This window comes from Vibrio sp. ES.051, assembly GCF_002563795.1.
In the GTDB taxonomy this organism is placed as follows: Bacteria; Pseudomonadota; Gammaproteobacteria; order Enterobacterales; family Vibrionaceae; genus Vibrio.
On the sequence record NZ_PDJL01000004.1, the window covers coordinates 20,970 to 39,728 of the forward strand.

16 protein-coding genes are annotated in these 18,759 nt (G+C 47.6%); 7 read left to right on the plus strand and 9 right to left on the minus strand.

The window, feature by feature from the left end:
• Positions 1-11: 11 nt before the first annotated feature.
• Positions 12-275 carry a DUF4212 domain-containing protein gene (locus ATG66_RS06390; protein WP_098414552.1) on the minus strand — a complete coding sequence of 88 codons (264 nt, stop codon included), beginning with the start codon at positions 273-275 and terminating at the stop codon, positions 12-14.
• Between the two features lie 444 nt (positions 276-719).
• On the opposite strand from ATG66_RS06390, the gene ATG66_RS06395 reads away from it, so the two are divergent.
• A complete protein-coding gene (locus tag ATG66_RS06395) occupies positions 720-2,468 on the plus strand; it encodes a potassium/proton antiporter (RefSeq protein ID WP_098414553.1) in 1,749 nt (582 codons plus the stop codon).
• Here the strand turns inward: ATG66_RS06395 and ATG66_RS06400 are convergent.
• The 4 genes from ATG66_RS06400 to aspA all read right to left on the minus strand — a co-directional run bounded on the left by ATG66_RS06400 (position 2,465) and on the right by aspA (position 8,197).
• Positions 2,465-3,094, minus strand: a complete 630-nt coding sequence (locus ATG66_RS06400; RefSeq protein WP_098414554.1) for a response regulator — start codon at positions 3,092-3,094, stop codon at positions 2,465-2,467. The two genes, ATG66_RS06395 and ATG66_RS06400, sit on opposite strands and share 4 nt — an antisense overlap.
• Positions 3,095-3,288: 194 nt before the next feature.
• Positions 3,289-5,106, minus strand: coding sequence for a protein-disulfide reductase DsbD (locus ATG66_RS06405; protein WP_098414555.1), 1,818 nt, complete (start codon positions 5,104-5,106; stop codon positions 3,289-3,291).
• Between the two features lie 162 nt (positions 5,107-5,268).
• Entirely contained in the window at positions 5,269-6,576 is a 1,308-nt protein-coding gene (locus ATG66_RS06410; protein WP_098414556.1) for an anaerobic C4-dicarboxylate transporter, read from the minus strand.
• Positions 6,577-6,745: 169 nt separating this feature from the next.
• The gene (gene aspA, locus ATG66_RS06415; protein ID WP_098414557.1) at positions 6,746-8,197 is read right to left on the minus strand and encodes an aspartate ammonia-lyase; all 1,452 of its coding nucleotides are present in this window, start codon (positions 8,195-8,197) and stop codon (positions 6,746-6,748) included.
• A gap of 457 nt (positions 8,198-8,654) precedes the next feature.
• Between aspA and ATG66_RS06420 the strand changes: the two genes are divergently transcribed.
• Positions 8,655-9,173 (plus strand): FxsA family protein, encoded by a 519-nt coding sequence (locus ATG66_RS06420; protein ID WP_098414558.1) that lies wholly within the window; start codon positions 8,655-8,657, stop codon positions 9,171-9,173.
• A gap of 75 nt (positions 9,174-9,248) precedes the next feature.
• Here ATG66_RS06420 and trmL read toward each other — a convergent pair whose 3' ends face one another.
• From trmL to ATG66_RS06435, 3 genes are all read right to left on the minus strand, one after another.
• Positions 9,249-9,728, minus strand: a complete 480-nt coding sequence (gene trmL / locus ATG66_RS06425) for a tRNA (uridine(34)/cytosine(34)/5-carboxymethylaminomethyluridine(34)-2'-O)-methyltransferase TrmL (protein ID WP_098414559.1) — start codon at positions 9,726-9,728, stop codon at positions 9,249-9,251.
• 233 nt (positions 9,729-9,961) lie between these two features.
• Positions 9,962-11,356: an envelope stress sensor histidine kinase CpxA gene (gene cpxA, locus ATG66_RS06430; protein ID WP_098414560.1), complete on the minus strand. Its 1,395-nt coding sequence runs from the start codon at positions 11,354-11,356 to the stop codon at positions 9,962-9,964.
• On the minus strand, positions 11,356-12,045 hold the full coding sequence (locus tag ATG66_RS06435; RefSeq protein WP_098414561.1) for a response regulator: 690 nt from the start codon (positions 12,043-12,045) through the stop codon (positions 11,356-11,358). Before ATG66_RS06435 ends, cpxA begins: the two co-directional genes overlap by 1 nt.
• A gap of 190 nt (positions 12,046-12,235) precedes the next feature.
• Between ATG66_RS06435 and ATG66_RS06440 the strand changes: the two genes are divergently transcribed.
• The 3 genes from ATG66_RS06440 (at position 12,236) to pfkA (ending at position 15,014) form a co-directional block, all read left to right on the plus strand.
• Positions 12,236-12,748 (plus strand): CpxP family protein, encoded by a 513-nt coding sequence (locus tag ATG66_RS06440; protein ID WP_098414562.1) that lies wholly within the window; start codon positions 12,236-12,238, stop codon positions 12,746-12,748.
• Positions 12,749-12,858: 110 nt separating this feature from the next.
• Positions 12,859-13,767: a CDF family cation-efflux transporter FieF gene (fieF, locus tag ATG66_RS06445; RefSeq protein WP_098414563.1), complete on the plus strand. Its 909-nt coding sequence runs from the start codon at positions 12,859-12,861 to the stop codon at positions 13,765-13,767.
• Between the two features lie 284 nt (positions 13,768-14,051).
• Positions 14,052-15,014: a 6-phosphofructokinase gene (gene pfkA, locus ATG66_RS06450; protein WP_098414564.1), complete on the plus strand. Its 963-nt coding sequence runs from the start codon at positions 14,052-14,054 to the stop codon at positions 15,012-15,014.
• Between the two features lie 98 nt (positions 15,015-15,112).
• On the opposite strand, the gene ATG66_RS06455 is transcribed toward pfkA, so the two are convergent.
• Positions 15,113-16,495: an MATE family efflux transporter gene (locus ATG66_RS06455; protein ID WP_098414565.1), complete on the minus strand. Its 1,383-nt coding sequence runs from the start codon at positions 16,493-16,495 to the stop codon at positions 15,113-15,115.
• A 219-nt stretch (positions 16,496-16,714) separates the two neighbouring features.
• Between ATG66_RS06455 and ATG66_RS06460 the strand changes: the two genes are divergently transcribed.
• Positions 16,715-17,005: a co-chaperone GroES gene (locus ATG66_RS06460; protein WP_098414566.1), complete on the plus strand. Its 291-nt coding sequence runs from the start codon at positions 16,715-16,717 to the stop codon at positions 17,003-17,005.
• A gap of 77 nt (positions 17,006-17,082) precedes the next feature.
• Positions 17,083-18,720, plus strand: coding sequence for a chaperonin GroEL (groL, locus tag ATG66_RS06465; protein WP_098414567.1), 1,638 nt, complete (start codon positions 17,083-17,085; stop codon positions 18,718-18,720).
• The last annotated feature ends 39 nt before the right edge of the window (positions 18,721-18,759 follow it).

Genomic DNA, 18,759 nt, shown 5'->3' on the forward strand with positions numbered 1-18,759 from the left:
TGAGTGACTCCTTACTCATCTACGCCGAATTCACGGTCAATTTTGCGCATTCTCCATGCGTAGTAACAAATAATGCCGAGGAACGCATAGATGGAACCTTGCTGAGCAAACCAGAAGCCCAGTTTGTATCCACCTAATTGAAATTGATTCAGTACGTCGACAAATAAAATGCCGCAGCCGAAAGACACGAGGAACCAGATGACCATTAGGCCGATCATGAGTTTCACGTTTTTGTCCCAATAGGCTTTGGCTTTTTCTTTGCTTTCAAATGCCATTGCCGTCTCCTTACGATTGGTATTGTTGTTAAAAGAATGTTTCATCATGTACCTTAGCAAGGTGTTGGCAATAACTCTTTTCAACTTTAGTCGGGGCGATAAAAACAAAAAATCGCAGTGATATGGGCATTTAGACAGGAATGTGGATAGATTTTTAATGTTAACGATGTGTTAAATTAGCCTAAGGTCTAATATGGACCGCGTTAAAAGTTTCAATAAGTTGCAGTCATGCCCCTTTTCGTCATGGATTGTAGAGCGTCTGTCCAAAGATTTTCTTGGCAATGACGTTGAACGAGGAAGTGGAGTGCCCACAATGGATTTATTTACATAAAGTTTTCGAGCCGTAGAACCGTTTTCATGCACAATAAAGTAATATTGCTAGGTTATCCTCGCAGGACCTTACATGTTGAGGTGGTTTATTGTTTTCATTAAGGGAGGGTGAGAATGGATGCAGACAGCATTAACAGTTTTTTTCTTATAGGGGCGTTGTTAATCGCAGTTAGCGTTCTTTTAAGCCCGGTTTCCTCTAAGTTGGGCATTCCGATTCTTTTGGTGTTTTTAGCGGTAGGGATGCTGGCGGGGGAAGACGGCTTAGGTGGGATCTTATTTGATAATTTTTCTATTGCGTATTTGGTCAGCAACCTCGCGTTAGCCATCATTCTCCTTGATGGCGGCATGCGAACACGGGTTGCCAGCTTTCGGGTGGCGTTATGGCCTTCGGTGTTACTGGCTACGTTTGGTGTTGCGATCACTACAATTTTAACTGGGTTGATGGCGACTTGGTTGTTTGATCTGGATTTACTGCAAGGGATACTGGTTGGCGCGATTGTTGGCTCGACTGATGCCGCCGCGGTCTTTTCTCTACTAAAAGGTCGTAGCCTCAACGAACGTGTTGGCGCAACGCTAGAAATTGAGTCTGGCACCAACGATCCAATGGCAGTCTTTCTGACCATTACCCTGATTGCTATTTTGTCCAACCAAGGCTCGGAGTTGAGCGCGGTTTTTGTCGCTCTGAGTTTTGTGAAACAGTTTGGTATCGGTGCTTTGCTCGGTTTTGCTGGTGGTTGGGTATTGTGGCAAGTTATTAATCGCAATCAATTACCGGGAGGCTTGTACTCGATTCTTACGGTCAGTGGGGGCCTATTGATTTTCGCTTTGTCCAACACGTTGGGCGGCAGTGGAATTTTATCCATTTACTTAGTTGGCCTGTTGTTGGGGAATCGTCCAACACGCAGCCGCCATTCGATTCTTCATGTGCTGGATGGCATGACATGGTTAGCTCAAATCGGCATGTTCCTCGTGCTTGGCTTGTTGGTCACGCCTTCCAACTTGCTCTCTATTGCGTTGCCAGGTTTGGCGCTGGCCTTCGGGATGATTTTATTTGCCCGTCCAATCTCGGTTTGGATCGGTTTACTGCCATTCAAGAGTTTCACGCCACGTGAGAAATGGTTTATCTCTTGGGTGGGGTTACGCGGTGCGGTGCCGATCATTTTGGCCGTGTTCCCTATGATGGCTGGGCTACCGGATGCGCAGTTGTACTTCAATTTAGCTTTCTTCGTCGTCATGGTGTCTTTGGTTGTTCAAGGGGGAACCCTGACCAAAGCGATGTCGCTTGCGAAGGTGGAACTGCCGCCAAAGCCAGAACCCATCTCTCGTACGGGAGTGGACATCTATCCAACAAGTGAGTGGGAGCTGTTTATCTACAAGCTAAAAGTGGATAAATGGTGCATCGGGGAACCGCTGCGCAGTCTATCGATGCCAGAAGGGACTCGCATTGTCGCGGTTTTTCGTAGCCAAGAGTTATTGCACCCGTCAGGCAGTACCCGATTGGCAGAAGGCGACACCTTGTGTGTCTTTGCACAAGAGAAGGACTTGGATGCGCTCAGTTTGCTGTTCAGTGAAGCGCCAGAAAAAGCCTCACACACCCGGTTCTTTGGTGACTTCTTTTTGGATAGCGACGTAATGCTGGCCGATGTCGCGATGATGTATGGTTTGAATCTGGGCGATGATCTGCAGGACAAAAACTTAAGTAATTTAGTTGAGGAGCAACTGGGTACAACCTCGGTTTTAGGTGACCAGTTTGAATGGCAAGGATTGCAATGGATTATTGCCGATGTTGTCGACCGACAAGTGACGAAGGTCGGTGTACGTTTGCCTAAAGAAGAGGAACTCACCGATGAGCAGTCACTCTAGCTGCTCATCTCCGTTAGCATGATAACCGCCTGAGTGCGATTTTTAACCCCAAGTTTCCGGAAAATCGCCGTCATGTGCGCTTTTATGGTGGCTTCTGACACATTCAACTCATAAGCGATTTGTTTATTGAGCAAGCCATCTGACAGCATGCCCAGCACTTTATATTGCTGCGGTGTGAGCGCGGCAATCTTTTCTGCCAAGTCATTGCACGCCGCGTTATTGGTGATCAGCCCTTCCGGGAAGTAAGGGTCACCGTTGAGTACTTGGTTAAGCGCATTAACCAGTTCACGCATGTCACTCGACTTAGGAATAAAGCCAAAGGCACCATGGCTTTTTACTTGCGTCACAATCGCAGGCTCTTCACTGGCGGAGACGACGACAATAGGTAAATCAGGATATTCAGCGCGTAAGTGAATCAAACCGGACATCCCATTGGCGCCCGGCATTTTGAGATCCAATAGCACCAAATCGGGCTCTTCTTCTTTTTCTAACAAAGCTAATAGAGCATTTAGCGAGTCGGCTTCAAGCAAATTTGCCCCACTGATTGCCATGTGGATCGATTGAAACAAGGCATTGCGGAAGAGGGGGTGATCATCTGCGATGATGATGGTGTAGGTCGAATCCATGACGTTAAACACTTTTGACTGTTTCGTTAAATTTATTATTGTCCAGCTTAGAGAAAGTGGACAATATTTATTCGCTAAAAGTCTGAACCAAATCGACTTTTATTAGTAAAAATGCATATAAGCTCAATTTTATCATTCAAATCTGTGCAACAAAAAACGCCAATGACTTTCACTGGCGTTTGAATTGATGGTACTCAGAATTGGTTAATGTGCTCTAAAAAAGGCTCGGCTTGGATAAAGCCGGTTAAACGAGCGTTTGAAACATGTTCTCCTTGACTGTTCCAGAACTCAATGGTTGGTAAGCCAAGCACGTTCATGTGTTGGAGTAATTCGATATCCTGTACTTGGTTTTTGGTCACATCGGCTTGGAGTAACACAAAGTCTTTGAGCTTGGCGGCGACACTCGGGTTGTGGAAGGTGTACTTCTCAAACTCTTTACAAGCCACACACCAATCGGCGTAGAAATCGAGCATCACAGGCTTGCCTGCCGCTTTGGCGAGAGCGAGTTGTTCTTCCAGTGCCGCCACATTCGTAATACGAGTAAAGCTCACTGTCGCTTGTTGAGTGTGTGTTGTTCCGTTGCCAAACCAGTCGTTCATGATCGGTTGTGCTGAAGCAAGCAAACCTAACACTGCAATGATGCCGATGGTGCTCTGCTTCCAACCGCCAAACGGTAAGCTATTTTTTACGTGATATAACCAGCCAAACGCGGCAATCCCTAGGGCAGACCACAACATCGTCGACCACAATTCTGGCAAGATGCGTTCAAGTAAAAAGAGTGGCGCCGCAAGAAGAATGAAGCCAAAGAGCGTCTTCACGCGAGCCATCCAAGCGCCTGCTTTTGGGAGTAGCTTGTTGCCAAATACAGCAATGAGGATCAGAGGAATCCCCATTCCCATTGCGAGGGCGTACAACGCGATACCACCAGTGAGTAGATCGCCACTTTGTGCCACGTAAAGTAGGGCGCCTGACAGCGGTGCGGTGGTGCACGGAGAGCAAACGAGGCCTGAAATCGCGCCCATCGCAAAGACGCTTGCGCTGCTGCCGCCTTGTTGTTTATTACTTACGTTATTCAGCCAAGTTTGCACACTGCTCGGTAGTTGCAGTGAGTAAAGCCCAAACATCGACATTGCAAGAGTGAGGAACAATACGCTCAAACCGATCAAGACGTATGGGTGCTGCATGGCCGCTTGAAACTGCATGCCTGCTGATGCCACAACGAGGCCGAGTAAGGTATAAGTCAACGCCATGCCTTGCACGTATACGAATGATAAACCCAGAGCACGGCGTTGGTTGAGCTTTCCGCTACCCAGTACAATACTGGTCAAAATCGGGTACATCGGTAGTACACATGGAGTGAATGCTAAGCCAGCGCCGAGAGCTAAAAATAGCAGGGGAGTCCACCAGTTATCCGCTAGGTTCGCTGCCAAGTGGTCTTGTTCTGTCACCGGCGTGGTGTTGCTGGTCGTTGCAGGGGCGATAGATGGAACGGGCTCAACCTTCGGCGTGTTTAGCGCGCGGTCTGCTGATGCGTCTGATCCCGATGATGTGAATGCACTAATCGGTATCACACGAGTTTCCGGTGGGTAGCAAAAGCCAGCCTTAGCGCAGCCTTGGTACTGAACCACCACGCGAGCACCTTCTTGCCACTCTTTTAGCGGCACATTTACGAATAAAGGGGTGGTATAGATGTGTACATCACCAAAGAATTCATCTTTATGCGGCGTACCGTTTTCCATTTGCAGTTCGCCGAGAGTGATATTTTCTCCCGCGACAGACAAACGCTCTTGATACAGGTAGTACCCGTCACGCACCTGCCAGTCGAGCATCAATTGGTCATCTTGTTGGTAGAAGTTAAACGGAAACGCTTGATCGACCGGAACAAAACTGTCGCTGCTGCTAGCAAAGCTGTTGTTTTGCGGATTGTTAAGCTGGTCTTTGCCAAATAACGCAAGAGACGGTGCGGAGAAGGTAATAAGCCCTAAGAGTAAAACGGAGAATAATGCACGCATAAAAAGGTTCAATTCATCTTAGATAATTGCCGTTAGTGTAACTCAATCAGACCTGTAGGCGGGCCAATAAGTTTCATCAAAGTGAAGATTTGTTGAGCGCAATTCAAGACTGTTGGCAATAAAAAAAGGGAGCCGAAGCTCCCCGAGTAAGACTCTTTGTGACTAGATCAACAGCCCACCGAATGCGAAGCCAAGCGCGACGGCAGATGCGATGGTAACCACGCCGGGTACAAAGAATGGGTGGTTGAAGACATACTTACCGATACGAGTTGAACCAGTATCATCCATCTCAACCGCCGCCAGTAGCGTTGGGTAAGTTGGAAGTACGAAGAGCGCACTAACGGCTGCGAAAGACGCAACGGCGGTTAGCGGCGCCACACCAATGGCTAATGCGGCTGGCATTAGCGCCACCGTGGTCGCACCTTGCGAGTAAAGCAGCATCGACGCGAAGAACAGAACCAGTGCCAGCATCCATGGGTAGTCAGCCAATAGCGCGCCAGCCACTTCTTTGATGCCGTCAACGTGCGCGTTAACGAACGTAGAACCTAGCCATGCCACACCCAGCACACACACACACGCCGTCATACCTGAGCGGAATGTCGCGGCTGCGGGCACTTTCGCCGCATCAAGCTTACAGCTCAATACGATCGCAGCGGCGGCTGCAAGCATGACGCTCATGATGGCTTCGTTACGACCCAGTGCCGGATTCTCGATGAGACCCACAGAGCCAGAAATGGCCGCGGCATAGCACACTACGAATGCGATCGCACCTAGGAAGATAAACGTTGCTTTCTTCGCTGTTGGCAAAATTTCACGCTTAGACTCAGTATTAAGCTTGATGAGACCTTTTGCTAAACGGTCTTGGTATTCGGCGTCGTCTTTCAGCTCGCTACCCATAAAGTTGGCTACGAATGCGCCGATCATACAAGCGATGAACGTGGTTGGGATACAAACCGCTAGCAGCGTAAGGTAATCCACCCCCACCGGTGCCAGCATTGCGGCAAATGCGACAACGGCCGCTGAGATTGGCGATGCTGTAATAGCGATTTGCGATGCGACTACGGCAATAGACAGAGGACGAGACGGGCGAACACCTTGGCCTTTCGCTACTTCTGCGATAACAGGCAGTGTCGAAAACGCGGTGTGGCCAGTACCCGCCAGCAGGGTCATTAGAAAGGTGACGATAGGTGCGTAAAAGGTGATGCGCTCAGGATGCTTGCGCAAAAAGTTTTCTGCCACTTGTACCATCCAATCTAAACCACCCGCTACCTGCATAGCAGCGATAGCAGTGATAACCGACATGATGATTAAGATGACGTCAACGGGAATGTAGGCTTGGCTTGTTGGTACGCCCAAGATCAAAGACAACGCAATGACCCCGGCGCCACCAGCAAAACCAATGCCGATGCCGCCGATTCTTGCCCCCAAATAAATGAAGAGCAGGACCACGAATAGTTCGAACATGACCATATTGATACCTCTTTAGTTTTTTATTGATTCTGATTTTTTGAACACTCAGGAAAGGAATAAATGCTCAGAGAATCAGAGCCTTATTGTATTACGGTAAAAAAGCCTAGAAAATGCACTTAACCGTATGGAATTCTAAAAAGGGGCCTAGTTGGCCCCCTTCAATAAGTGATTACTCGTAGCGTTTTGCTTTATAAGTTGGATGCATGAAGTTTTCTACTGACAAGATTTCATCAAGCTCTTCTGCGGTTAGTAGGCCGCGCTCAAGGACGACTTCACGAACACTCTTACCTGTTTCTGCACAGATTTTGCCCACAATGTCACCTTCGTGGTGGCCAATGTATGGGTTTAAGTAAGTGACGATGCCGATAGAGTTGTAAACGTAGTTCTCGCACGTTTCTTTGTTTACCGTGATACCGTCGATACATTTATCACGTAGGTTCACACAGGCATTGTGTAACAAAGAGACAGACTCAAACATGCTTTGAGCAATCACCGGCTCCATGACGTTCAGTTGTAGCTGACCGCCCTCGGCTGCGAAAGAGACCGTGTTGTCATTACCGAGCACTTTGAAGCAAACTTGGTTGACTACTTCAGGGATTACTGGGTTGACTTTTGCCGGCATGATTGAAGAACCTGCTTGCATTTCAGGTAGGTTTAATTCGTTGAGGCCTGCACGAGGGCCAGAAGACAGCAAACGAAGATCATTACAAACTTTAGAGAGCTTAACCGCAAGGCGTTTTAGCGCGCCATGCGCCATGACGTAGGCACCACAGTCAGATGTTGCTTCGATAAGGTCTTCTGCCGCAACAACTTCTAGGCCTGTCACTTCCGCGAGGTGTTTTACGGCGAGTGCTTGGTAGCCTGTTGGTGTATTTAAACCGGTGCCGATCGCGGTTGCGCCTAGGTTGACCTCTAGGAGCAGTTTCGAGGTGTAATCAAGCGCTCGAATCTCTTCGTTTAGCGTGACTGCCCAAGCGTGAAACTCCTGACCGACAGTCATAGGAACCGCGTCCTGAAGCTGAGTACGACCCATCTTCAAAACGTCTTTGAACTCCACTGCTTTAAGCTCAAAGGCACCTTTTAGGTACTCAATCGCTTCCATGAGTTTGTGGATGCTGTTGTAAACGGCGATACGGAAACCGGTTGGATACGCACAGTTAGTCGATTGGCTCTTGTTAACGTGGTCATTCGGGTTGATGAACTCGTATTGGCCTTTTGCTTTGCCCATGAGTTCAAGCGCAAGGTTCGCGATCACCTCATTGGTGTTCATGTTAACAGAAGTGCCCGCACCACCTTGGAATACGTCTGATGGGAATTGATCCATACACTTGCCTGTTTCTAAGATCAAATCACACGCTTCTAGAATGTAGTTCGCTACGTCTTTTGGAATGGCGCCAAGTTCTTTGTTGGCCAACGCTGCGGCTTTTTTGGTCATGACCATGCCGCGTACAAATTCGGGTACGTCAGAGATGGTCATATTAGAGATGTTGAAGTTTTCGATCGCACGTAGCGTATGAATACCGTAGTACGCATCTGCCGGGACATGACGTTGACCTAATAGATCTTCTTCAATACGAGTGGCTGAGTTTGCTGTTTGTGGAGCATCAGATAGGGTAGCCATAGCAGGATCCTTAGATAATAATTCTGATAATAACGTTGTTTATTAGCCATTTCTGCAATCTAGAATCCATTCATCAGAATTTTTGGCTGGAAAATCCGTCCTGACTTATGCTTCACATGATACTGTACCTAGCGCATAAAAATAGTAACTAGATCACCTTTTTTGCTTTTCATGAGTCAATAGTTTGCAAACTATGAACGGGTTATTAATAACCCTTTGTGGGCATGCATTTTTACTCGACAAATCTGAATTTTAAGAGTTCGAAATTGGGGAGCTAAGCAAAGAAAAACCGTATGCACATATAGTTATGGTATTAAACATAACGTGTTTGCGTGCTAATTTTGTTGGTATAAGGGTCTTCGATAGAAAAGGCAGAGTATGAACACGCTTTTTTACAACGATTCGTTTGAGGTTAGCTGGCTTTTGCCATTACACTGAATTGAACAAAGGAGGGCGTGTGTTTCCTATCTTATTATTGGCGTTTATTTTCGTCCCGATCATTGAAATCGGCTTATTTATTCAGGTGGGCGGCTTTTTAGGTTTATGGCCGACCATCGCCTTAGTCTTAATCACTGCATTTGTGGGGGCGTCATTGGTGCGCAGTCAGGGCATTCAAACATTGATGTCGGTGCAAGGCCGTCTTGAGCAAGGTGAGATCCCTGCGCAGCAAATTTTTGAAGGCGTGATGTTAGCGGTTTCTGGTGTGTTGCTACTGACTCCAGGCTTTATGACTGATGCACTTGGTATGTTAGTGTTGGTGCCAGCTCCTCGAGCGGCCATTGCGAAATACTTGATGAGCAAGATAGTGGTTAAAACGGTTCAAGGTGGAGGGTTCCACGGTGGGTTTTCTAGCCAAGGCCCATTTGAACAAGATCCGTTTCGCCGAGATCCATTTGATTCTAAACCGGATGATGGCAAGACCTTCGAAGGGGAATATGAGCGTAAAGACGACAATGATCGTAATAAGCTCAACTGATTCACTCAGCAAGTAGAGAAAAGCAAAAGGGCGCAGTAGCGCCCTTTTTTGTGTCTGGAAGGCTCGTCGCTGGACTTATAACGCGCCGTCAAACCCCATTTGACGCCACGCTTCGAATGCGATGATCGCCACTGCATTTGATAAGTTGAGGCTGCGTGCATCCGGCATCATTGGAATACGGATACGTTGATCCATTGGCAAGCTATCGATCACTGCCACAGGTAGGCCGCGTGTCTCTGGGCCAAACATCAATACATCCCCTTCTCGGTATTGTCGATCGACGTGATGGCCAGTGGTTTTGGTCGTGCACGCAAATAAGCGGTAGTTACCTTGCTTCTCTTTCTCTAAATACTCTAGGAAGGCTTGATAATTCTTATGGCGTGTGACGCGGGCTAAGTCGTGGTAATCCAAACCGGCACGACGGACTTTCTTCTCTTCAAGATCGAAACCCAGAGGCTCAATCAGGTGGAGATTGGCGCCACAGTTAGCACATAGGCGAATGATGTTGCCGGTGTTCGGCGCGATTTCTGGTTCGTATAAAGCGATATCAAACATGGTCTGGAAATAGAATTAGTCAAAAGAGAGAGGGAGTATATACCCAAGCGGTTGTTTGGGTATAGGAAAGGGCGCTGGCTGGCGAGCCAATACCCTTCCAATGACGGATACCCTATACGTGTGTGTCTACTTTTTAAATTGCCGTTCGCTCATTACTCTTAACGCCTTGCGTTCGAGTTCGGGCGCGTTAGGCACCACGTGAGGTATGCGGCTTCGAGTGTTGCGAACTCAGGTCATGTATTAAGCGGTAACGTAATGCTCATTCGTAAACCACCTAACGGACTGCGACTGGCGACGATAGTCCCGCTGTGCTGGCGAATAGCACTTTCGGTAATCGTTAGGCCAAGCCCTGTACCTCCTGAGTGGCGGTCGCGAGCGGTGGATACACGATAAAACGGGCGAAAAATTGCTTCCAATTCTTGTTCTGGTACCCCATCGCCATTGTCGTCGACGATGATGTGGAGAGTGTCGTTGTCTGCGTGGATATCGATTTGCACGTGATCTTTACCATAGTAAATCGCGTTACGAACGATGTTCTCAACGGCGCTCATGAGTAATTTAGGGTTGCCTGAGATGCTACGTTTAGGCAGATCTGAGTAGTGCAGCTGCTTGCCCATTTGTTCGGCTTCAAACTGCGCGTCTTTAATGATCTCCTCCCATAAACTTTCGAGTGGTTGAGTTTCTCGTGTCATATGACTGTTCGCTTGCATGCGAGACAGTTCTAACAGTTCACTGATCATCTGCTCAAGGCGTTGTGCTTCGGTATCTATACGCGTCAGTTCTGGGCTTTCCCCTTGTTTACGAGTGGCTAAGGCACTGGCCATGCGTAAACGCGTTAAAGGTGAGCGCAGCTCGTGAGAAATATCCGAAAGCAAGCGTTGTTGGCCGGAAATCATTTGGTTAACGGCCTCGACCATTTGGTTGAAGCTGCTGCCTGCTTGGCGAAATTCGGCAGTGCCTTTCTCTAGGTTAGGATCAATGACAAATTCCCCTTTTGCCACACGGTGAGCGGCTTCTTCAAGGCGGCGTGCAGGTTGGCTTAACGCCCACGCAAGCCACAATAGCAGCGGTGTACTGGCCAGCATGACGGCCAACAGGAGCTGTAATGGGTGATCGAACAGGCGTAATAACAGCGGTGGGGTCTCATTCCATTTAAACCCAACGTACATCAATATTTCTGACTCAGCTAGAGTGATGGGAATGGGGCCTGCAATCATGTATCGACCGTAGAGTTTTTGTTTGGGGTGGTTGTAATCTTCGATGCTGGTGACAAAGTTTTGCATCGCACGCAACTGAAAATTGCTGCGTTTATCCGTTGTGAGTACGTTGCCATTGTAGTCTGAGAAAAACACTCTTGGACGAGCGTCATGTTTGCCATGACGATTGCCCTCGATGCGGAATAAAATCCGGCCTAAATCGGTTTGTTGCCGGTATTTTGTTTGAATCGCGTCACGCGTTTCTACCATGCGTTGATAATGCTCTTCTGGAATGTCTCGGGCTTTACGTGGGTCCAAATGTGGCAGTGACAACACCGCTATCAGCACCAATAACATCGTGAACCAAAAGATGGCAAAGATGCGTCCATATAAGCTATTAATACTAGGCAGTTTGATGCGAGATAGGCGCATTAATCCTCCTCTAGCAGCATATAGCCTCGACCACGCAGGGTTTTGATGCGTGGTTTGCCATTGCTCTGATCTGGTAATTTTTTACGTAAGTTCGATACGTGCATATCGATCGCCCGGTCAAAGGCTGCGTGTCTTTTACCCAGTACATCCAAGCTCAACGTTTCTTTGGTGAGGATGTGCCCTGGGTGTTGAACAAAGTGCGTCAGCAGTGCAAATTCGGTTGCAGTGAGATCGAGTAATTGTTGGTCGCAATACGCTTCTTGTTTTCCAGGGTAAAGGCGAAGCTCTTGGTATTCGATGAAGTCACTGCTTTTGGTGTGCTTGGGTGTACTGTGAGTACGTCGTAAAATGGCACGAATACGCGCTAATAGCTCGCGGTCACTAAAAGGTTTTGGTAAGTAATCATCTGCCCCCAGTTCTAAACCGATCACGCGGTCAATTTCTTCGCCTTTAGCGGTCAGCATTAATACCGGGATGTCCCAGTTTTCACGTAAGCGTTTGAGTGTTTCCATGCCATTGAGTTTAGGCATCATGACATCCAATAAAATCAAATCAATCTCGCGATTGACGGCGGCTAAGCCCGCTTCACCATCATTCGCTTCGCTGACTTCAAACCCTTCAAAACTCAGTACTTCTTTTAATAAGCTGGTTAGCTCAATATCATCATCAATCAAAAGAATGTTTGCCATGGGGGCACCCGCCGTAAGTTACCAATGATGTCATATTACATTGGAATGAGGGGTTGCGGAGAGAATAAAAATCACTCTTTACGATTCTTTACGCTCTCTATACGTCGTTTTACTTAGGAGGTCGTATTCTATAATCAAGCGCTGTGAGAACAGCTCAGAAAAATCACTCACCGGGGTAAGGAATAGAATTATGAAATCTGTAAAAAAACTTGTGTTAGCTGCTGTGGTTCTACCTCTCACGTTAGGTACTACAAGCGCATTAGCTTACGGTGGTAAAGACCATCATAGAGGCGCACGCGATGAGTGCGGTATGGGAATGGACCGTGGCATCATGCGTGAACTGAACTTGACGGATGCTCAAAAAGGTCAGTTTGAGTCTTTCCGTGATGCAAACCGCGCTGAGATGAAAGGTAAATACGCTGAAAATCGTCAAGCGTATAAGGCAGAACGTCAAGCGCACCACGCAAAAATGCAATCCCTCATGATGGCAGATGATTTTGATCAAGCGCAGGCAACGGCGTTAGCCAAAGAAATGGTGGAACGCCAAACTGAGCGCCGCGTAAAGATGCTGGAAAGAAAACATCAGATGTTAAGTGTATTGACGCCAGAGCAAAAAACCGAATTTATGAAACTGCAAAACGAACGCATGCAAGAGTGTGGTGACAGAATGCAGCAGCGCATGGGTAAGCATCGTAATAATTAAGCCATTATCGAATCATATTAAGGAGGCAGCCATGGGTTGCCTCTTTTTGATCTGGTTATTTCATACGCATTCAATATACTCAACGTATGGTTTGAGTTAACTATTTGATTATGAAACAGCAATATGCACGATTAGTTACGACGGCGGCTTGGACGGCAACCATTGTGGCGACGCTTCTTCTCATTGTAAAAGTCATCACGTGGTGGGTGACAGGATCGGTCAGTCTGTTGGCGTCACTGATCGACTCGATGTTGGATATCGCCGCTTCGGTGGTCAACCTCATCGTCGTCCGCTTTGCCTTACAGCCAGCAGATAGAGAACATACTTTTGGTCATGGTAAAGCTGAATCGTTGGCGGCCTTGGCTCAGGCGATGTTTATCTCCGGTTCTGCGGTCTTTTTGATCCTCAATGGGATCGATCGTTTTTTCCGTCCGCACGCATTACATGCGCCGGAGCTAGGTGTCTATGTATCGCTGTTTGCCATTGTGGTCACACTTGGCTTAGTGATGTTCCAAAAACATGTGGTACGCGTGACCGGCAGCCAAGCCATTGCGGCGGATTCACTCCACTATCAAACCGATTTATATATGAATGCGGCGATTATGGTTGCACTTGGCTTGAGTTACTTTGGGGTGACGCAGGCCGATGCGGTGTTTGCCATTGGTATTGGCATCTATATTCTGTACAGCGCTTTCAAAATGGTGAGCGAGGCTATCCAAACCTTACTGGATAGAAAGTTGCCGGATGAGGAGTTACAGCAAATTCGAGCCGAGTGCTTCAAAGTGACAGGAGTTCTTGGGGTGCATCAGCTGCGTACTCGTATGTCAGGCCCGACGCGATTTATTCAGTTGCACTTAGAACTTGACGATAACTTACGTTTAATTGAAGCGCACCACATCGCAGATAAAGTAGAGGCAAGTCTACTGACTTTGTTTCCTGAAGCGGATGTGTTGATCCACCAAGATCCATTGTCGGTGGTTTTTGGCTCGGAGAAAGAGCAAAAAGCTCAAGATTGGTAGTGTGCGAGAAATCAATCGGTGTCTGACGACAAACAGGCGCTTATTGACTATCTTTCCAACTATACTTGCTAAGAATCGTGATCCTGATGTGAATCAACAAAGTTTTATAGAGAAACTGTAATACTCTTACATAAGTAGAAAAGTTACATAAAAAAGTGCGTTTTCATTGGTAATCCGGTAGAGGAAATGTAACATAACGCACAGTTCTGGATTATGCAGGTTGCTTGGTAACGAGGGGCCTAAAAGAAAATTAAATAATTGATTGCCAAAGATCGAGGGTGAGCATGATTAAGAAGATCGGTGTTTTAACAAGTGGCGGTGACGCTCCTGGTATGAACGCTGCAATACGCGGCGTGGTACGTACAGCACTATCCGAGGGATTGGAAGTATGTGGCGTGTACGACGGCTACCTAGGCCTATATGAAGGCCGCATCGAAAAGCTAGATCGTTCTAGTGTTTCAGATGTGATCAACAAAGGTGGTACGTTCTTAGGTTCTGCACGTTTCCCTGAATTTAGAGAAGTGGAAGTACGTGAAAAAGCGATTGAAAACCTCAAAAAACATGGTATCGACGCACTTGTTGTTATTGGTGGTGACGGTTCGTACATGGGGGCAAAAAAGCTAACTGAAATGGGTTATCCATGTATTGGTCTGCCAGGCACCATCGATAACGATATCGCGGGTACTGACTATACCGTTGGCTATTTAAGTGCGCTAAATACAGTTATTGATGCTATCGACCGCCTACGTGATACCTCTTCATCTCACCAACGCATTTCAATTGTAGAAATTATGGGTCGCCACTGTGGTGATCTCACTCTGATGTCTGCAATCGCTGGCGGCTGTGAGTACATCATCACCCCAGAAACGGGTCTTGATAAAGAGAAGCTGATCAGCAACGTCAAAGATGGCATCACAAAAGGTAAAAAGCACGCCATTATCGCGCTTACTGAGCTGATGATGGACGCCAACGAGCTCGCACGTGATATCGAAGCAGCAACCGGTCGTGAAACACGCGCAACCGTACTTGGTCATATCCAGCGTGGTGGTCGTCCAACGGCCTTCGACCGCGTTTTGGCGTCTCGTATGGGTAACTACGCGGTTCACCTATTGATCGAAGGTCATGGCGGTCGTTGTGTCGGTATCGTAAAAGAGCAGCTTGTTCACCACGATATCATCGATGCGATCGAAAACATGAAGCGTCCAGTACGTAGTGATCTATACAAAGTTGCGGAAGAGCTATTCTAAGTAAGGTTGAACTCGACAATCAAAAATACAAAAACCGCGGCTCTCCGCGGTTTTTTTGTATTCTAGTGCTAATAGGTTGGCTCGTAATATAATGATCTTTAAGAAGTCAGGTTTTGCTTCATAAGTATCCGTCTTCGTTCGCGTAGCGCAAACAGGTAACCCAACACTCCGCCGATCGTATTACCGACGGCGATGCCAATGAATAAGCCTTCAATATTATAAATCTGACTGCCGATCCAAGCGGAAGGCAAAGTAAAGGCGAACAGACGCATGAAGCTCCATTGGAACGCACGCAACGGCTTGTGCATTGAATTGAGTCCGCTGATCAACATCATCACGATGCCTTGAAAACCGTAACTAAATGGCACGACGAGCAAGTAATGCCACAGCAGGTTTTTTACGGTCTCTTCTTGTGAAAACAGCGCCGCCAGAGGAATGCTCAAAGGCACCATGGCTAAGAAAATGAAACCTTGGAATACGACGGAAAAGCGCATGCTGAGAAAGAGCCCTGAGAAAGCCCGCTGAGGATTCTTTGCCCCTAAGTTTTGCGCCATGAAGGGGGTTAATGCTGAAGTTAATGACATCAAAACCAGAATCAGTATGGACTCAATTCGCTGTGCCGCGCCATAGGCCGCGACCGCAGCGGTTCCGTGATGTGATAATAACATCATCAAAACGGCCCCCGATAACGGGTTCATCGCAGTGGACAGAGCCGCGGGCGTTCCGATCTTTAATGTTTGTTGCCAGTCTTGCTTTAAATATCCCCATTGCGGCTGAGCGAGTAGCTTTTCGCGTTTAACCAACACGTAGAAGGACCCCAACAAGGCACCTAACCAGCTAAATGCACTGGCAATCGCGGCCCCTTGGATACCAAGCTCTGGGAATGGACCTAAGCCGAAAATCAACAATGGGTCTAGCATGCCATTGATCAGGCCTGCCAGCATCATGATCTTAGCCGGTGTTTTGGTATCACCAGAGGCGCGTATTGCACTGTTGCCAGCCATTGGGATCACCAACAGAGGGATGGTCAAGTACCACACTTGCATGTATTGTTCGATAAGTGGGATTAGGTCTTCAGTAGCGCCCAGAAAGTGAAACAGTGGCCTGATCGTCGCGAAGCCAACCGAAGATGCTATCGCCACCAGTAATACGGCTAACAGCAGGCCGTGAGTCGTAAACCGAGCGGCTTGTGGCGCATGGCCTTGCCCGAGTAGACGACCAATGTTGGTCGAGAGCCCCATCCCAATGCCCATCGTGATACAGTTAACGGCGAAAGTGACCGGAAAAGTATAGCTGATCGCCGCCAGAGCATGGGTGCCAAGGAGCGATATAAAGAATGTATCGACCAAGTTAAACATCAAAATAGCGACCATGCCCAAGGTCATTGGGACGGTCATTTTCCGCAGTGTTTCAGGAATAGGAGCGGTCAACAAACCATGCTTATCGGTCGCTTGAGTTTCCGGCTTGTTATTTTCCTGCATGTTGGACGTCTATCTGGTGAGCAAACTGCAAGGATACAAGAAACCAAGAAAGTGAGCGAGTGCGCATTTCTCGCGCAAACCGTTGCGATCTTTTAACTAAGTCACAAAAAAATCATACCCGCCCCTTGGGATCGTTGCTTCGACCCCTTATATAGTGATCACGTGCCCTAAGGCGGGCAATTATCAAATAAACATGGAAATTTTCAGGAGAGACGACCGATGAACATTCGTCCATTACATGACCGAGTTATCGTTGAACGTAAAGAAGTTGAATCCAAGTCTGCTGGTGGCATCGTTCTGACTGGTTCTGCTGCAGAAAAATCAACTCGCGGTGTTGTTCTAGCTGTGGGTAAAGGCCGCATCCTAGAAAACGGCACAGTGCTACCGTTAGACGTTAAAGTTGGTGATACCGTTATCTTCGCCGAAGGTTACGGCACAAAGACTGAAAAAATCGACGATAAAGAAGTGCTTGTCATGTCTGAAAACGACATCATGGCAATCGTTGAGTAATAGCAAGCATTAGGTAATTTTTTGCTCAGATTCAATAACGAGATTAAACACAAAGAATTTTAGAAAGGAAATCAAAGATGGCTGCTAAAGACGTTAAATTTGGTAATGACGCACGAGTTAAAATGCTAGAGGGTGTGAACGTTCTGGCTGATGCGGTAAAAGTAACCCTCGGACCTAAAGGCCGTAATGTTGTTCTAGATAAATCTTTTGGCGCACCAAGCATCACGAAAGATGGTGTATCTGTCGCGCGTGAAATTGAGCTAGAAGACAAGTTCCAGAACATGGGCGCACAAATGGTTAAAGAAGTTGCGTCTAAAGCAAATGACGCAGCGGGTGATGGTACAACAACGGCAACAGTACTCGCCCAATCTATCGTCAACGAAGGTCTAAAAGCGGTTGCTGCAGGCATGAACCCGATGGATCTTAAGCGCGGTATCGATAAAGCGGTGACCGCAGCGGTAGAGCAACTGAAAGAGCTGTCTGTTGAATGTAACGACACAAAAGCCATTGCACAGGTTGGTACAATCTCTGCGAACACGGATGTCAGCGTTGGTAACATCATTGCGGAGGCAATGGAGCGTGTAGGTCGCGACGGTGTTATCACTGTTGAAGAAGGTCAGGCCTTACAAGACGAATTAGACGTTGTCGAAGGTATGCAGTTCGACCGTGGTTACCTGTCTCCGTACTTCATCAATAACCAAGAAGCTGGCAGTGTCGAGCTAGACAACCCATTCATCCTTCTCGTTGATAAGAAGATCTCAAACATCCGTGAACTTCTACCAACTCTAGAAGCCGTAGCCAAAGCATCGCGTCCACTGCTCATCATTGCAGAAGACGTAGAAGGCGAAGCGTTAGCAACACTGGTTGTGAACAACATGCGTGGCATCGTGAAAGTGGCTGCAGTGAAAGCGCCTGGTTTTGGTGATCGTCGTAAAGCCATGCTACAAGACATCGCTGTTCTAACAGGTGGTACGGTCATTTCTGAAGAAATCGGTCTAGAACTTGAAAAAGTCGCGCTAGAAGACCTAGGTCAAGCGAAGCGTGTTTCTATTACGAAAGAGAACACCACTATCATCGACGGCATCGGTGAAGAAGAGATGATCTCTGGTCGTGTCGCGCAGATTCGTCAACAAATCGAAGAGGCGACTTCAGACTACGACAAAGAGAAGCTACAAGAGCGCGTTGCTAAACTCGCAGGTGGCGTTGCTGTCATCAAAGTTGGTGCCGCAACTGAAGTTGAAATGAAAGAGAAGAAAGATCGCGTAGAAGATGCACTTTCTGCAACTCGAGCGGCAGTTGAAGAAGGCGTGGTTGCTGGTGGTGGCGTTGCGCTAATCCGTGCGGCTTCTAAGATTGTTGATCTTCAAGGTGACAACGAAGAGCAAAACGTTGGTATCCGTGTAGCACTCCGTGCAATGGAAGCACCAATTCGTCAAATTGTGAAGAACGCAGGTGAGGAAGACTCAGTTGTAGCGAATAACGTCAAAGCGGGTGAAGGTAGCTACGGTTACAACGCCGCGACAGGCGAATATGGCGACATGTTAGAAATGGGTATCCTAGATCCAACAAAAGTAACGCGTTCTGCTCTGCAATTCGCAGCATCAGTCGCGGGTCTGATGATCACGACTGAAGCCATGGTGACGGACCTACCTCAAAAAGATGCACCAGCGATGCCAGATATGGGTGGCATGGGTGGTATGGGTGGCATGATGTAGCCATTTATCTCTTCGCTTTGAGGCTTGCCTTATAGTGTA

Excerpts from the sequence above, each read along its gene's own strand:
- ATG66_RS06390 (WP_098414552.1), bottom strand. The coding sequence starts at position 275 with ATGGCATTTGAAAGCAAAGAAAAAGCCAAAGCCTATTGGGACAAAAAC.
- ATG66_RS06395 (WP_098414553.1), top strand. The coding sequence starts at position 720 with ATGGATGCAGACAGCATTAACAGTTTTTTTCTTATAGGGGCGTTGTTA.
- ATG66_RS06400 (WP_098414554.1), bottom strand. The coding sequence starts at position 3,094 with ATGGATTCGACCTACACCATCATCATCGCAGATGATCACCCCCTCTTC.
- ATG66_RS06405 (WP_098414555.1), bottom strand. The coding sequence starts at position 5,106 with ATGCGTGCATTATTCTCCGTTTTACTCTTAGGGCTTATTACCTTCTCC.
- ATG66_RS06410 (WP_098414556.1), bottom strand. The coding sequence starts at position 6,576 with ATGGTCATGTTCGAACTATTCGTGGTCCTGCTCTTCATTTATTTGGGG.
- aspA (WP_098414557.1), bottom strand. The coding sequence starts at position 8,197 with ATGGCTACCCTATCTGATGCTCCACAAACAGCAAACTCAGCCACTCGT.
- trmL (WP_098414559.1), bottom strand. The coding sequence starts at position 9,728 with ATGTTTGATATCGCTTTATACGAACCAGAAATCGCGCCGAACACCGGC.
- cpxA (WP_098414560.1), bottom strand. The coding sequence starts at position 11,356 with ATGCGCCTATCTCGCATCAAACTGCCTAGTATTAATAGCTTATATGGA.
- ATG66_RS06435 (WP_098414561.1), bottom strand. The coding sequence starts at position 12,045 with ATGGCAAACATTCTTTTGATTGATGATGATATTGAGCTAACCAGCTTA.
- ATG66_RS06440 (WP_098414562.1), top strand. The coding sequence starts at position 12,236 with ATGAAATCTGTAAAAAAACTTGTGTTAGCTGCTGTGGTTCTACCTCTC.
- fieF (WP_098414563.1), top strand. The coding sequence starts at position 12,859 with ATGAAACAGCAATATGCACGATTAGTTACGACGGCGGCTTGGACGGCA.
- pfkA (WP_098414564.1), top strand. The coding sequence starts at position 14,052 with ATGATTAAGAAGATCGGTGTTTTAACAAGTGGCGGTGACGCTCCTGGT.
- ATG66_RS06455 (WP_098414565.1), bottom strand. The coding sequence starts at position 16,495 with ATGCAGGAAAATAACAAGCCGGAAACTCAAGCGACCGATAAGCATGGT.
- ATG66_RS06460 (WP_098414566.1), top strand. The coding sequence starts at position 16,715 with ATGAACATTCGTCCATTACATGACCGAGTTATCGTTGAACGTAAAGAA.
- groL (WP_098414567.1), top strand. The coding sequence starts at position 17,083 with ATGGCTGCTAAAGACGTTAAATTTGGTAATGACGCACGAGTTAAAATG.